Annotated in this window: 14 protein-coding genes; 1 reads left to right on the top strand and 13 read right to left on the bottom strand. The window is 48.8% G+C overall.

The window, feature by feature from the left end; all coding sequences use genetic code 11:
• Positions 1-101: 101 nt before the first annotated feature.
• The 11 genes from BLA28_RS14970 to BLA28_RS15020 form a co-directional block, all read right to left on the bottom strand.
• Entirely contained in the window at positions 102-554 is a 453-nt protein-coding gene (locus tag BLA28_RS14970) for an NUDIX hydrolase (protein ID WP_009252656.1), read from the bottom strand.
• 122 nt (positions 555-676) lie between these two features.
• Entirely contained in the window at positions 677-2,329 is a 1,653-nt protein-coding gene (locus tag BLA28_RS14975) for a peptidoglycan D,D-transpeptidase FtsI family protein (protein ID WP_242955487.1), read from the bottom strand.
• Positions 2,268-3,707 (bottom strand): FtsW/RodA/SpoVE family cell cycle protein, encoded by a 1,440-nt coding sequence (locus BLA28_RS14980; RefSeq protein ID WP_242880615.1) that lies wholly within the window; start codon positions 3,705-3,707, stop codon positions 2,268-2,270. The genes BLA28_RS14975 and BLA28_RS14980 overlap by 62 nt, the downstream gene beginning before the upstream one ends.
• A gap of 5 nt (positions 3,708-3,712) precedes the next feature.
• On the bottom strand, positions 3,713-5,965 hold the full coding sequence (locus BLA28_RS14985; RefSeq protein WP_069158028.1) for a peptidase U32 family protein: 2,253 nt from the start codon (positions 5,963-5,965) through the stop codon (positions 3,713-3,715).
• Between the two features lie 106 nt (positions 5,966-6,071).
• On the bottom strand, positions 6,072-6,506 hold the full coding sequence (gene zapA / locus BLA28_RS14990) for a cell division protein ZapA (RefSeq protein WP_009252652.1): 435 nt from the start codon (positions 6,504-6,506) through the stop codon (positions 6,072-6,074).
• A gap of 68 nt (positions 6,507-6,574) precedes the next feature.
• Entirely contained in the window at positions 6,575-7,570 is a 996-nt protein-coding gene (ruvB, locus tag BLA28_RS14995) for a Holliday junction branch migration DNA helicase RuvB (RefSeq protein WP_069158029.1), read from the bottom strand.
• Positions 7,571-7,622: 52 nt separating this feature from the next.
• Entirely contained in the window at positions 7,623-8,228 is a 606-nt protein-coding gene (gene ruvA, locus BLA28_RS15000) for a Holliday junction branch migration protein RuvA (RefSeq protein WP_044963850.1), read from the bottom strand.
• A gap of 65 nt (positions 8,229-8,293) precedes the next feature.
• Positions 8,294-8,788, bottom strand: a complete 495-nt coding sequence (locus tag BLA28_RS15005) for a Gx transporter family protein (RefSeq protein ID WP_044963848.1) — start codon at positions 8,786-8,788, stop codon at positions 8,294-8,296.
• Between the two features lie 9 nt (positions 8,789-8,797).
• Entirely contained in the window at positions 8,798-9,187 is a 390-nt protein-coding gene (locus tag BLA28_RS15010) for a NusG domain II-containing protein (protein WP_069158613.1), read from the bottom strand.
• Positions 9,188-9,192: 5 nt separating this feature from the next.
• Positions 9,193-9,954: a tetratricopeptide repeat protein gene (locus BLA28_RS15015; RefSeq protein ID WP_069158030.1), complete on the bottom strand. Its 762-nt coding sequence runs from the start codon at positions 9,952-9,954 to the stop codon at positions 9,193-9,195.
• Complete coding sequence (locus BLA28_RS15020) at positions 9,955-10,620, bottom strand: hypothetical protein (RefSeq protein ID WP_069158031.1); 666 nt, start codon at positions 10,618-10,620, stop codon at positions 9,955-9,957.
• 568 nt (positions 10,621-11,188) lie between these two features.
• On the opposite strand from BLA28_RS15020, the gene BLA28_RS15030 reads away from it, so the two are divergent.
• On the top strand, positions 11,189-12,064 hold the full coding sequence (locus BLA28_RS15030; protein WP_069158033.1) for a DegV family protein: 876 nt from the start codon (positions 11,189-11,191) through the stop codon (positions 12,062-12,064).
• A gap of 120 nt (positions 12,065-12,184) precedes the next feature.
• Here BLA28_RS15030 and leuD read toward each other — a convergent pair whose 3' ends face one another.
• Positions 12,185-12,676, bottom strand: coding sequence for a 3-isopropylmalate dehydratase small subunit (gene leuD, locus BLA28_RS15035; protein WP_009252644.1), 492 nt, complete (start codon positions 12,674-12,676; stop codon positions 12,185-12,187).
• 59 nt (positions 12,677-12,735) lie between these two features.
• Positions 12,736-13,998: a 3-isopropylmalate dehydratase large subunit gene (gene leuC / locus BLA28_RS15040; RefSeq protein WP_069158614.1), complete on the bottom strand. Its 1,263-nt coding sequence runs from the start codon at positions 13,996-13,998 to the stop codon at positions 12,736-12,738.
• Between the last annotated feature and the right edge of the window lie 63 nt (positions 13,999-14,061).

A 14,061-nucleotide genomic window follows, 5' to 3' on the forward strand; every position in this document is an offset into this window, starting at 1 on the left:
GATGCCGCGTTGCCCGCGGGAATAAAAAGGCGGCATGGAATATTCGTCCATTCCGCCTCACCTTCCCTTTTAAACAGATTCCCGGCAAAAACCGGGAAATCTCAAAAATACTTTTTGTTTCCCCATAAATTTTTCTTTTTCAGTTCCAGATATTCATGGTACGCTTTTTCCAGAATCTGCTTCTCATTTGCAAATTTCAGCAGATGGTAAGCTTCATGATACTTGTAAAATCCTGAGTCAACAAAATACTCCTCACGCTGTGGTTTACTGTAATAACTGTCGGCCATCATTAAATACCAGTGAACCTCCTTGTCCACAGTATCCTCCGGCACATTGAAGGTATACTCGCTCTTTCCGATATACTTTATAATCGATGCCCTGGCACCGCTTTCTTCAAGGACCTCTCTGAGCGCTGTATCCTTGTATTCCTCTCCTGCCTCTACCGTTCCCTTGGGCAATACCCAGCCTTCATACTTGTTCTTGAAATTCTTGTACAAAAGCAATATTTTCCCACGGAAAATAACCACACCGCCACAGCTAGTTGCTTCTATCATTGCAATTCCTCCTGTTAGGTGTGAATGCTGTCCTGCGACAGCATATACATGATAAACTAGTTCAAGTATATCCCAAAAGATTAGGTAAGGCAAGCATAAATTTGGACAGAGAAGGGGCCTCCTTAAAACCCGGGATCAAAATAAGCGTCCAAAACTCTTTTGGCAATAGGTACGGCATAGTCGCCGCCGGACCCTATTCCTTCTATAATTACTGTTATGGCTATTTCTGGATGTTCCGCAGGCGCGAAGCCGGTAAACCATGCATGGGAATCCGCTTTTACCGCATTAAATTCCGCAGATCCCGTCTTTCCCGCGGCTGTATAGGATAACCCGGAAAGCTTGGATGCGGTTCCTTCCTCCACTACGTCCGCCATTAATTCCTGCAGGACGGCAGCTTCTTCGGGTGACATCAGACTTCCGTATTCCTCGGCCTGGAACTGCCTGATTATTTTTCCATCCGCACTTTCAATGCGTTCCATTTCATAAGGACGCATGAGAATCCCGTCATTGGCAATAGCCGAAGTGATCATACACAGATGCAGGGGCGTGATCTGCGTCTTGCCCTGGCCGATAACCGTCTGGATCATATCCTCATCATCGCTGTCCTGCGTCAGCTGGACATGGCTTTGGGAATAGGGAATATCGATGGGAAGCTCCTGGTTAAACAGCAGGCTCTGCATCGTATCTATGAATTCCGCTTTATCCAGGGACATACCTATATTGGCAAAAGAAGAATTACAGGATTTTGCAAAAGAACGCTCAAAGCTGACCTGTCCATGTTTGCTGCCATGATAACAGCGGATGGTATTATCCCCATGTGTGAAACTGCCGCTGCATTGATAGCTGTAGCTTCTCCACGTATCGGGATTTTCTTTGATATATTCCAGCGCCGTCACGATTTTAAAGGTGGAACCGGGCGGATATACTCCCTGGGAAACCCTGTTCAGCAGACTGGAATTCTCTTTATCAGAAGTCACACTGTCCCAGATATCTGCGATTTCATTAGGATTAAAATCAGGCTTGGATACCATGGCCAGAATTTTTCCCGTATCCACCTCCATGACCACGATCGCTCCCTTATAAATGCCCATGGCATTATAGGCCGTCTGCTGAAGATTCATATCCAGCGTGGTATACAGATTATTTCCCGGATTTTTCCGGCCCGCAGCTGAATTTTCCGCCTGCTGGGCCACTGTGGCAGAGGTATTGATCAGATAATAATTGGCAAGGCTTTCCAGGCCTGTTTTCCCCTTTGTGGAATAGCCGACTATATGGGCGAACATATTATCATAAGGATAGTTCCTCACTTCTTTTCCATCCTCGCCCTTCACCGTCTGCGCCAGAATATCGCCATTGGAGGAATAAATTGTCCCTCTGGTATTTTTCGTTGCCAGTACGCTCTGCCTGCTGTTATAACTGTTGTTAAACAATGCTTCTGAATTGGAAGATACATATACGCATAAATAGGTGATGAGGCCCGCAAAAAGGCAGCAGAAAAATACGGCGCTTCCAATCAGATTCCTGTTTCCTTTCCGGAAATCATAAATTTTATCTTCTTCCTCAGAAAAATTCTCGTCCTGAATCCTTTTTTTCTTAGAAGGACTTTTCTTTTTTGAAGACCCCTGCTTTCCGGAAACTCTTTGTTTCCCTGAATTATTCTGCTTTCTTTTCCCCATTCCGGACGATTTCTTTTTATGGTTTGCTGCCGCTGTTTTATTCAAGGTCGTCGTCGTATTCTTCTTCATGCTCATTCCCGTCCCAGTCTTCTTCTTCAAATTCTCCCTCTTCCGGCTCCTCATCCTCATATGGTTCATAATATCCTGGCGTTTTCAGCCGCCTTCGTTCTTCTTTTTCCTCTGTATCCCGTTCCCGAAGCCAGATTCCCTGAATGATGGAGAACAGGATAAGGGTTGTCATAACACTGCTTCCTCCATAACTGATCAAGGGTAGGGTCACGCCTGTCAGAGGTATGAATTTGGTGCCTCCGCCGATGGTTAAGAAAATCTGGAAAATATACATTACTCCAAAACCGGAGGCCACAAGACGGAAAAACGGATCCGATGAAGCACCCGCAATTTTAAGGATCATGAAAAAGCAGGATATGCATATGAGGATAATCCCTATGGCGAATACAATTCCCAGCTCTTCCGTAATGGCGGCAAAAATAAAATCCGTTTCCACGAAGGGAATATCTTTAGGAGTCCCCTGCCCTATTCCAAGCCCGAACCAGCTTCCCCGGGACATGGCAAAAAGAGATTGGGTAATCTGATAGCCCTGGTTGTCGATTACGCTCCAGGGATCCTGCCAGGCCTGCACCCTTACCTTAACATGGGAAAACAAAAGGAAGGCCAGATAGGAGGCCGCGCACCCGGCGGCTCCCCCTGCCAGCAGGTATCTGATTTTACCCGTTGCAAAAAACACCAGGAATACATACGCCGCGAAGAATATCAAAGCGCTCCCCAAATCCTTTGACAGAACGAGGATGAGCACGTGGGCGGCTGCCACCGCTCCGCTGATAACTATATTTTTTAAGGAGGAATCCTCCCAGAGTATGGCGGCTATGCAGAACAGAAACAGGATTTTTACAAATTCCGAAGGCTGGAAGGTAATCCCTCCCAAAGAGAAAGACAGCTTTGAGCCATGAGTAACCTGTCCCAGAATCAGCACGACGCCAAGCGCCGTGATCCCGATGCCTGCATAAACCCATGTGAGATCCTTCCAGAACCGGATCCGGCGGATAAACAGCGGCACCACCATACTGACAGCCAGGGACGCCGCCGCAATCAACAGCTGTTTGCCTGCTTTAGCGATATCAAGCCTGGTCAGGATGATAAATCCGGTGCCCAGAAGCAGGCACATATTATTTACCAGCAGCCTGTTGATGCCCGTATATGCCATGGAGAATATCATCATGGAGGAAAAAATGACGATCTGTGATATGGCATAGAAAAACAGATAATCCACATCCCCTTTTTCCACACAGATAGTCAAAAAAGCGACAAACTGAATCAGAAAAATGAGAATGCCCTGTATATTATCCAGCTTATGGCCCCGCCATCCTGCAGAAAAGGTCCGACAAAAAGCCAGAACGCAATACAAGAGCATAAACAGAGTGATTATGTACTTGGAATAGACAATAATATACTGCTCCATGCCTGTCATTTGGCTCCTTTTTTATAATGTCCTGTAGTAAACTTCCAGTTGATATCCGGCAGCGGTTCCTCATTCCCCTTCTTCCGGTTCAGAAGCCTGCGGAATACAGCAATCCTTTCCCGGACAGCCGCCGCATCCTCCTCCAGGAAATCCATCCGGACCGCGCCCACTCTCTTTTCCGCAATTTCTCCCAGATAAGCATGAAGGGAAATCGGGACGGAATTATAGATAATATTATAACAATAGCCGCAGTCAGTCTCCACGGGGAATTCTGTCCTGTACCTGTCCAGCAGCCGGACCATGTTTTCCGAAGCCGCCCGTTTTCCCTTTTCCTTCAGACAGCCGCCGGCAGTTTTCCTGATACAGTTTGCAGTAACCATCATGGGTATATTCCCATATACAAGGATTTCCTGTTTTTCTCCCGGTAATTCAAACAAAGCGCTCCGGTTCAGCTCAAGAGGCGCACAATAGGTATCTATTTGTTTCTCCCAGAAATCATAGGTTTCCCTGTTCCATACATATACCCGGTGCTCCAGAGCCACTTTCCCCTGCCAGCCGATTTCCTCCAGCCACTGCAGTCCGCCCGGGGAAGAAATCTGTACGCCGTCAAAAATACCAGTTTTCAAAACATCCGCCAGTTTCGCAAGCCGTCCCTCGTCATCTCTGCGCAGGATTACGGGCAGGGAAAGGAACCATTCGGAACCTGTCCGTTCTTTTCCGGCCTTCCGCAGAAAATCTTCCGTCATGCCGTACAGACAGGAATGGGAAAGATAAATTCTTTCCGCCCCTTCCTGAATACAGGCTTCCAGCTGCGCGGCATTATGAACGGAAGCATACAGCCGTGTCTGTTTCCTTTCCTCCGGGCGGCCGGATTCCTTGTCCTCCTTCCCGCAGGAAGGCGTCCGGGAAATCTCTTCATGCCGCTCCCATTTTGCTGTCTGTTTTTCCTTCAATTGCTCCAGTATTTCTCTCCTGGCTTCATTCAGCGCCTTTACCGGAAGAAAAACCTGATCCGACATATCCAGCAGGATACGTTCCGCCCGGAAACCGCTCCCTCCTGTTTTTCCCAGCTGCTTTTGTACATCGGCCGGACTGAGAGGTCGGTTAGATGCCGTCTGCACCATCTGCCCTTCCAGGGCAACGGAAGAGCCGGCCGCAGCGCCGTCTTCTTCGTGCTCCGCTTCTCCCATTATCCAGGCTTCCAGACGCAGGGGGGCTTCGGGGTGCAGATAAGCCTTCAGCACTACCGGGACAGAGAGTTCCTTATCCAGAAGCTCCGTCTGCACCGCACGCAGTACCTCATCATCACAGCCCGCATATCCGGGCTGTTTTAATGTCACCATCTCTTTTCCGTTATGCCGGTAATAATAGCCTCCGCTGATTTCGCTCCGAATATACAAAGAGGAAAGCATATGCATATCCTTTTCGGAAACCCCCTTGTCATTTTCCGGATCAGACAGGAACGAATCTATCCTGCGTCGGTATACACTGGTGACACCGGCCACATATTCCGGTTTTTTCATCCGGCCTTCAATTTTAAAGGAATCGATGCCGGCCTTGATCAGCTCCGGCAGGAATTGTATGGTACACATGTCCTTAAGGCTTAAGGGATAGCATTCATCTCCTGCTTTTTCTGTCAGGATACGATATGGCTGGCGGCAGGGCTGGGCACATCTTCCCCTGTTGCCGCTGCGCCCGCCCAGCAGGCTGCTGAACAGACATTGTCCGGAATAGCAGTAGCACATGGCCCCGTGAATAAAGGCCTCCACCTCCATACCGCTTTCACGGCATAAGGCCTCCACCTCCGGCAGAGTCAGCTCCCTTGCGGGAACCACTCTGGATACCCCGAGCTTCTGAAGGAATACGGCCCCTCTCACATCGGTAACCGTCATCTGTGTGCTGGCGTGAAGCTCCAGTCCGGGAAAACAGTTTCCAAGAAGGGAAAGAGCCCCGATATCCTGTATAATAACGCCATCCAGCCCGGCCTTATAAAAAGGCTCCATAAAATCCGGAAGCTGCTTGATTTCTTCCTGCTTAAGCAGTGTATTTACGGTAAGATAAAGCTTTTTCCCATAGAAATGCGCTTCTTTCAGCGCTTCCACGACTTCCTCATCACTGAAATTTCCCGCAAAAGCTCTGGCACCGAATTTCTGTCCCCCTATATAGACAGCATCGGCTCCTGCCTTTAAAGCCGCCCTGAAACAGGAATAGTCTCCTGCGGGCGCCAGTAATTCCGGTTTTTTCGTAGCTGTTTCCATCTGTCTTCCTTTCCCTGACAAAGATACGGATATAAAAAAGCTGTCCTTTATAGACAGCCTTTATACACATGAATCCGTAAACATATTCTCTTATAAAAACGAGTCCCTATTTCTGTCTGGGATCCCCGTTTCCTTTTTTCTTATTGTCGGCCAGTTCGGTTTCCAGACGTATGATTTTCTTAGAGCTTTCATTCAAATCACGCTGCAGGCCTTTCAGAGACTTCTCTGAATTTTCCAGCTTGATCTGAGAAGCAATCAGCTCATGCTTTAAATCATACAGTTCCTTTTCCTTGGCCCGGATATCTTCTTCCAAAAGTGCAATCTGCTTTCTGGCCTTAAAGTAATCATCCGCAATATTCAGTTGGAGCAGGACATTCTGCCTGTCCACCGGCTGTCTTCGGAAGCTGTCCAGCTTACTGTATTCTGACATTTTGTTATTAATGTAGGAGGCCACCTTCTGCAGATATTCCTCACTCTCATAACCGCTCAGAGTAAATACCTTGCCACCTATGATCACTTCTGTATCTGTCTTAACGGCCATTCATTTGCTCCTTCATACAATATCCGGAAATTGTATTTTCATTTTATATAGAATTAATTATAGACAAACTACTCCGGAATTTCAAGCCCTAAATGATGATAGGTCAATTCCGTCACCACTCTACCCCTCGGAGTCCTGTTAATAAACCCGTTTTTCAGCAGATACGGTTCGATAACCTCTTCGATTGTGCCCGCATCCTCTCCGATGGCCGCCGCGAGGGTATCCAGCCCCACCGGCCCGCCGCTGAATTTGTAAATGATAGTATCCAGCATGCTGCGATCCACATGATCCAGCCCCATTTTATCCACATCCAGAAGATCCAGCGCCTGATTCGCCACATCCTTTGTTATAACTCCGTCAAAGCGGACCTGGGCGAAATCCCTCACTCTTTTCAGAAGCCGGTTTGCAAGTCGGGGCGTTCCCCTGCTTCTTCTGGCCAGCTCCCCGGCCCCGCCCTCATCAATTTCCACATCCAGAATCCTGGCCGAATGAATGACTATTTTCTTCAATTCATCCACCGTATAAAATTCCAGGCGGTGTATGACCCCGAAACGGTCACGAAGGGGCGCCGTAAGCAGCCCGGCTCTCGTGGTTGCCCCCACAAGCGTGAAATGAGGCAGATCGAGACGGATGGAACGGGCGGAAGCGCCCTTCCCGATCATAATATCAATGACATAATCCTCCATGGCGGGATAAAGGACTTCCTCCACCTGACGGTTCAGACGATGGATTTCATCTACAAACAACAGATCCCCTTCCTGGAGGTTATTCAGGATGGCGGCCATCTCTCCGGGCTTTTCAATTGCCGGGCCGCTGGTCACTTTCATATTCACACCCATCTCATTGGCTATAATGCCAGCAAGGGTAGTTTTTCCCAGGCCGGGAGGCCCATAAAGCAGGACATGATCCAGGGCATCGCCCCGTCGTTTTGCCGCCTCTATATAAACCTTCAGGTTCTGTTTCGCCTTTTCCTGACCGATATAATCATCCAGGCTTTGAGGACGCAGGGTCCCTTCCATCCGGATATCTTCTTCCGTAATATTGGTTTCTATCACTCTTGGCATCTGATTCCTCCACACCCTCCCTGGAAGCTGGCATTCCATACTCAGGCTCTTCCTATAAAATATGCTTTAAGGCCGCTTTCAGCAGTTCCCCTACGTCCATACTTTCCGCGTTTTCGACCTTCTTCACGGCACGAAGCGCCTCCGTAGCAGAATAGCCCAGGGCAGTCAGTGCTTCCACAGCCTCGTTTCTGCTTTCCGTCAGGCCGGAAAGACTTTCCGTATAGGCGGCGCTTTCCTTCGCCACAAAGGTGTCCTCCAGAGAAACCTTGTCTTTTAAATCAAGAATTACCCTCTGCGCCGTTTTGGCGCCGATTCCGGGAGCCCTGGCAATCGTTTTGGCATCCTGCGAAAGCACAGCCATACGGATATCATCCGCGCTCAGAACAGACAGGACAGCCAGCCCGCCCTTTGGACCGATACCATTAACTGTGATGAGGAGACGGAACATGTCCAGATCATCCTTTGTTAAAAAACCATACAGTTGAAAGGAATCCTCCCTCACGCAGGTGTAGGTATGTATTTTCACTTCCTCTCCCAGACCGGGTAAAAGACCATGTATACCGGAAGGAATTTTTACATTAAAACCTATGTTGTTTACCTCCAGCACCAGATTATCTTCTGAAATATCGGCGATCCTGCCGATCAAATATGCAAACATTGCTTCTCCTATCCGCGCAGCCTGACCGCTGCGCCTTCCTGTATTTCTGCGGACAACAGAAATCCTTATGCCTTATGCCCGCCGTCCGGAAGCCGCTCCAGTACCTGTCCTGCAACCAGTCCGAGGCAAAGGCCTGTCACACAGCCGGCCGCCAGCAGATAGGGCAGATAATACACCGTCTGCCTGGTCTGCACCACCAGCATGGCTACCAGCAGCTGGGCGCAGTTATGGGCGATCCCGCCTGCCGCACTCACTCCTGTCACAGAAAAAAAGGAAAGTTTTTTACAGCCCGCCATCACAAGAAAGCTGACTGCCGCCCCCGAAAGGCTGTAAAGAATGGCCGAAAAATTACCGAACAGAAAACCGCTGAGAAAAACCCGCGCGGCATTGACTGTAAGAGCTTCTTTATTTCCGAAACGGTACATGGTAATCAGCACCGCAAGATTGGGCAGGCCCAATTTCATCCCCGGCATGCCGAAGGGCAGAGGGATTAAGGTTTCCACATAGCCCAAAATCAGGGCAAAGGCCAGAAGCATACTGAGTAAAGCCGTTTTTTTCATGATTCATCCCTAATTAACCATCGCGTCCGGTCCGGAAGTATTCTTTTCCGTCCCCTCAATCGTAACCACCAGCTTGTGAGGAAGACATATGATACTGTCTCCGGAATGGCTGATATGCCCCTGTCGGACACACAGACCGTCAGGGCAGTTCGCCTCTTCTATCCATACACTTTCCTCTTCAATGACAAGAAGATTTTCATTTCCTTCTTCATCCCGGAGAAGGAGCCTGGTATCTTCCTTAAGAGAAAGCCTCTCTTCCTCAACACCATTACGGCTGACTACCACCCAGCCTTCTTCCGTCCTGCCGGCAGTCCGTACGGCTATAATAACAGATGCTGCGATCAGCACTCCGGCAATGAGTAAAAAATCCGCTTTCGTGATTATACCATGCCTGAACATATGTTTCAAGGAAGCGGTTCCTCCTTTCGGTTCAAACCGATATAATAAGCTGATTTCTCTTCGTCTCCCAGCTGCCTTGCTATGGAGGCACAGTTCTCCCTTAAGAGCCGGGTCCCCTCGGATTCTCCAAAACATTTCTGGCTTAAAGCGGCGGCTTTTTCATAATAGGAAAGGGCATCCGCATAATCCTTCCTGCGGTAAGAAGCCTCTCCCAGCCCTGACAGCACGGTGGAATAATGTATATGACGGTTCATTTCTCTTTCCCGATCTGTTTCCTGTACATCCGCCAGCTGTTCATACAGCGGAAGCGCCTGCTTCAGCATGGCCTCCCCTTCTTCATAATTATCCTGGTTCATAAACAGCAGAGCCATCTGCGTAAAGATATCCGCCCTTACCTCCTCCGTTTCCGGCTTGCTCTCCAGTATTTTCAGCGCACGGACATAATAGCGGCGGGCCTCTTCCGCCCTCCCGGCCGCCTGGCAGGCAGCCGCCACATTGAGCATCACGGTGGCAAAATGTTCCGTTTCATCCAGCTGAAGTTCTTCCATCAGCAGCAACAGATCCTCCGACAGATCCAATGCCTTCTTAAACTGCTCTGTTTCCCGGTAAAACCGGAGAAGCTCATTTCCGGTTCCTATATAAATACCGTAGTTTTCCTCTTCTCGTGCTTCGTCCAGACATCCCGTCAGGAAAGGCTCCACCTCTTCCCATCTCTGTCCGTCTGTCATTTCCTTCAGTTCTTCGAATATCTTATCGATTGTTCTCATCTATTCCTCTTCCTCTGCAACGATCTGCCAGCCAAGACCTGCGTCATAGGCCATACATTTCCAGATAATTTCTCCGTCTTCATCCGTAAGGGGCTTCTCATCCTCTCCCCTTACAGGCACCTCATATAAAAGATCGATGTAACGATCCCTCTCCGCGTCAACCGCCCTGGCATAAAAAAGATATTCCACACTGGGCTTGTTGCCCAGGTTCAACGGAAGGAACCATTCTTTTTCATCAGGCGACGGGAAAACAAAGTCCGCCTCTTCAAGAAGCTCTTCCAAAGAAGTATCGTCTGCCTTTCCTCCTTCAGACAATTCTTCCATATCCGGGGCAAAAGAATCTTCTATTGCTTCCTGCGGTATCAGTTCGGGCCGGGCGTAAAGATCCTCACGCAGCGCCTGACAAACCTCATCATCCGCCACAATCACCAGATTCTCCCAGTTGTTTTTAAACTCCTGAAGCTCCTGATTCTCCTTCTGCAGACTGACATTCAGCTGAGACAGACTCCCTACCGTCTCCTGGGCACTCGTCAGCCTTGTTTCCAGATCCTTTTTTTCACTGCGCTCCGTATAAATAACAAACGCCTCCACCAGCATCGCTCCCAGCAACACCGCGATAGTAATATAGGTAATTACCTTAGCAAAAACATCTTCTTTAAAACTCATTTCCGCAACAGTCCTTCCCAATTCCGTAATAAATTTCCCATAAACAACATTTCCCTCCTATTTTACACCATCTTGTCCCAAAAGTCATGGAAAAATGTTTTACGCATGCATCAAAGATATCGTATAGCCATATACAAGTGCAGGCAGACAAAGTAAATGCCGCCGTCCGTGCCCCTGCCGCCTTCCCTCACTGCCCGGTTCCGTCCTCCCGGCTCCCTTGTCCCGGATATGGGCGGCTGCCCTGCAAGGATTCCAGAAAGGGGCGTCATAAGCTCGCCGGTCCTTAGGCTGCGTATTTTGCAGCCTTAGTACCGTTGCGTGCTTATCCGAGCGGAAGCGTCCCCTTTACGGAACCTTGCAGAGCAGCCGTCCGTATCCGGAACAAGGGGGCCGGGAGGACGGAACCGGGCAGTGAGGGAAGGCGGCAGGGGCACAGACGGCGGCATTCACTTTTTCTGCCTGCACCTGCTATGTACCATTCATTGACATAAGTTAAGAAAACCGTTATAATCATAATTGTTTTGAAAATCAAATCATTTGAATGCAGCATACACAGGAGAGGTCTTTTATGCAAAATTATTGTATTACCACCGATTCCAATTCCGATCTTCCGTCTTCTTATAAGGAAAAATTCGGAACCACTATTATTCCCCAGTATTACGCTTTCGGCGACGAGGTATATGGGGATGAGGAAAATATGCCTCCGGCAGAATTTTATGAGCGTATGAAACAGGGCGAGCTTCCTTCATCCATGGCTAATAATCCTGCAGTTATCAGAGAAAAATTCGAGCAGATCCTGGAAAAAGGAATGGATATTTTACATATCGCTTTTTCTTCCGCGCTGAGCGGCAGCTATAATAATGTATATGTTACCGCCCAGGAGCTGTGTGAGGAATATCCCGGCAGAAAAATCATTGTCCTGGATTCCCTGAACGTATCCCTTGCTGAAACGATCCTTGTAATTAAGGCAAACCACTTTCTGGAGGAGGGAAAAACTCTGGAAGAAAATGCGGCTTTGCTGGAAGAATATAAAAAACATCTGCATGTGCAGTTTACGGTGGATGATTTGTTCCATTTAAAAAGAGGCGGACGGATATCCGGCGCCGTTGCCGCGGTGGGAACCGCATTGAACCTGAAGCCCTTCCTTTATGTGGGAACCAACGGAAACCTGGTGTCTGACGGTACCTCCAGGGGAAGAAAGAAATCCATCCGCACACTTGCTGAAAGAATGAAAAATACCCTGGGCGACGCTCCCGATAAAACCGTGCCGGTAGGTATTGTTCACGGGAACTGCCCGGAAGACGCCCGCATGGCGGCTGATTTTGTCACCGAGCTTACGGGGATTACAGATATCATCATCAACGATATCAGCCCCAGCATAGGAACCCATGCCGGCCCTGGCGCCCTGGGAATCCTTTATTATGGAGAAGAAAAGAAAAACTGAATGTGCTGTCCTTCTTTTTAATACAGCGAGACCGCATGGCTGCCGAATCAACGCAGCCATGCGGTCTTATTTTAATTCTGTGAAATACGGATCAGCATCTGAGGAACATCGGTGTTACCTTCATGCCTTATTATTAATATAATTTACAAGGCCTTCCGCATCAATGATTTTCTGCATGAACTCAGGAAAAGCCTGCCCCTTAAAGCTGGTTCCTTTTGTGATATCCGTAATAATACCGGAATCAAAATCCACTTCAACCTCATCTCCCGCTTCAATGGCGCGGGATGCTTCCGGACATTCGATGATAGGAAGCCCTATATTGATGGCATTGCGATAAAAGATACGGGCAAAGGTTTCCGCAATCACACAGCTTACACCGGCGGCTTTGATGGCAATGGGAGCATGCTCCCTGGAGGATCCACAGCCAAAATTCTTTTCCGCAACGATAATATCGCCTTTTTTCACTGTCTTAATAAAGTCCTTGTCAATGTCCTCCATGCAGTGCGTGGCAAGTTCCGCGGGATCTGATGAATTCAGATAGCGGGCGGGAATAATTACATCTGTATCTACGTTATCACCGTATTTGAAAACGGTTCCTTTTGCATTAATCATAAAAAAACCTCACCTTCTGCCCTTCTTCGGCATTTTCGTTCTGTAAACCGGACCTGCGCTCACAGCTGTTCCGGGCTGGAAATCTTTCCTGTTACGGCGCTTGCTGCGGCCACGGCCGGGCTCGCCAGATAGACCTCGGAATCCACATGTCCCATGCGTCCTACAAAGTTACGGTTCGTTGTGGACACACACCTCTCTCCGGCGGCGAGAACCCCCATATATCCTCCAAGGCAGGGGCCGCAGGTAGGTGTGCTGACAATCGCTCCCGCTTCGATAAAAATCTTCAGAAGCCCTTCTTCCATCGCCTGCAGATAAATTGCCTGTGTGGCAGGAATAATGATGCAGCGGATGCCCTGTGCCACATGGCGGCCTTTCAGCACCTCGGCAGCACAGCGGAGATCTCCGATACGTCCGTTTGTACAGGAACCGATAACTACCTGATCTATTTTTACATCTTCTTTTATTTCATCAATTGTCTTCGCATTTTCAGGAAGATGAGGGAACGCGATTGTGGGACGCAGAGCCCCCAGATCGATCGTATATTCTTCATCATATACCGCATCCTCATCCGCCTCGTAAATGACAGGGGTTTTCATGGAATGCTCCTTCATATAAAGAAGCGCCTGATCATCCACCGGGAAAATACCGTTCTTGCCGCCGGCCTCAATCGCCATATTGGCAATGGTAAAACGGTCATCCATGGTCAGGCCCGATACTCCTTCGCCCACAAATTCCATGGATTTATAAAGAGCGCCGTCAACACCGATTTTTCCGATGATATGCAGAATCACATCCTTGCCGCTCACCCATGGGGAAAGCTTTCCTGTGAGGTTGAACCGGATGGCTCCGGGAACCTTAAACCATGCTTTGCCGGTTGCCATTCCTGCCGCCATATCCGTACTTCCCACACCTGTGGAAAAAGCGCCAAGCGCGCCATATGTACAGGTATGGGAATCCGCTCCGATCACTACATCCCCGGCTACCACAAGGCCTTTTTCCGGAAGAAGCGCATGCTCGATTCCCATTTCACCCACTTCAAAGTAATTGGTAATCTGATTGCGGTAAGCAAATTCCCTCACGCATTTGCAGTGCTCTGCGGATTTAATATCCTTGTTGGGGACAAAGTGATCCGGCACCAGGGCGATTTTATCTTTGTCAAAAACGCCGTCCACTTTCATCTTTTCCATTTCCTTAATCGCAACCGGACTGGTAATATCATTTCCAAGCACCAGATCCAGATCCGCCTCAATCAGCTGGCCCGCTTCTACTTTTTCCAGGCCTGCATGGGCTGCCAGAATCTTCTGTGTCATTGTCATACCCATTTTTCTTTCCTCCGTTTCCATTGGTTCAGGCCATCCCGGCCTTTCGATGTTAATAGTGTAACA

The organism is Eisenbergiella tayi (genome assembly GCF_001881565.1).
Lineage (GTDB): Bacteria > Bacillota > Clostridia > Lachnospirales > Lachnospiraceae > Eisenbergiella > Eisenbergiella tayi.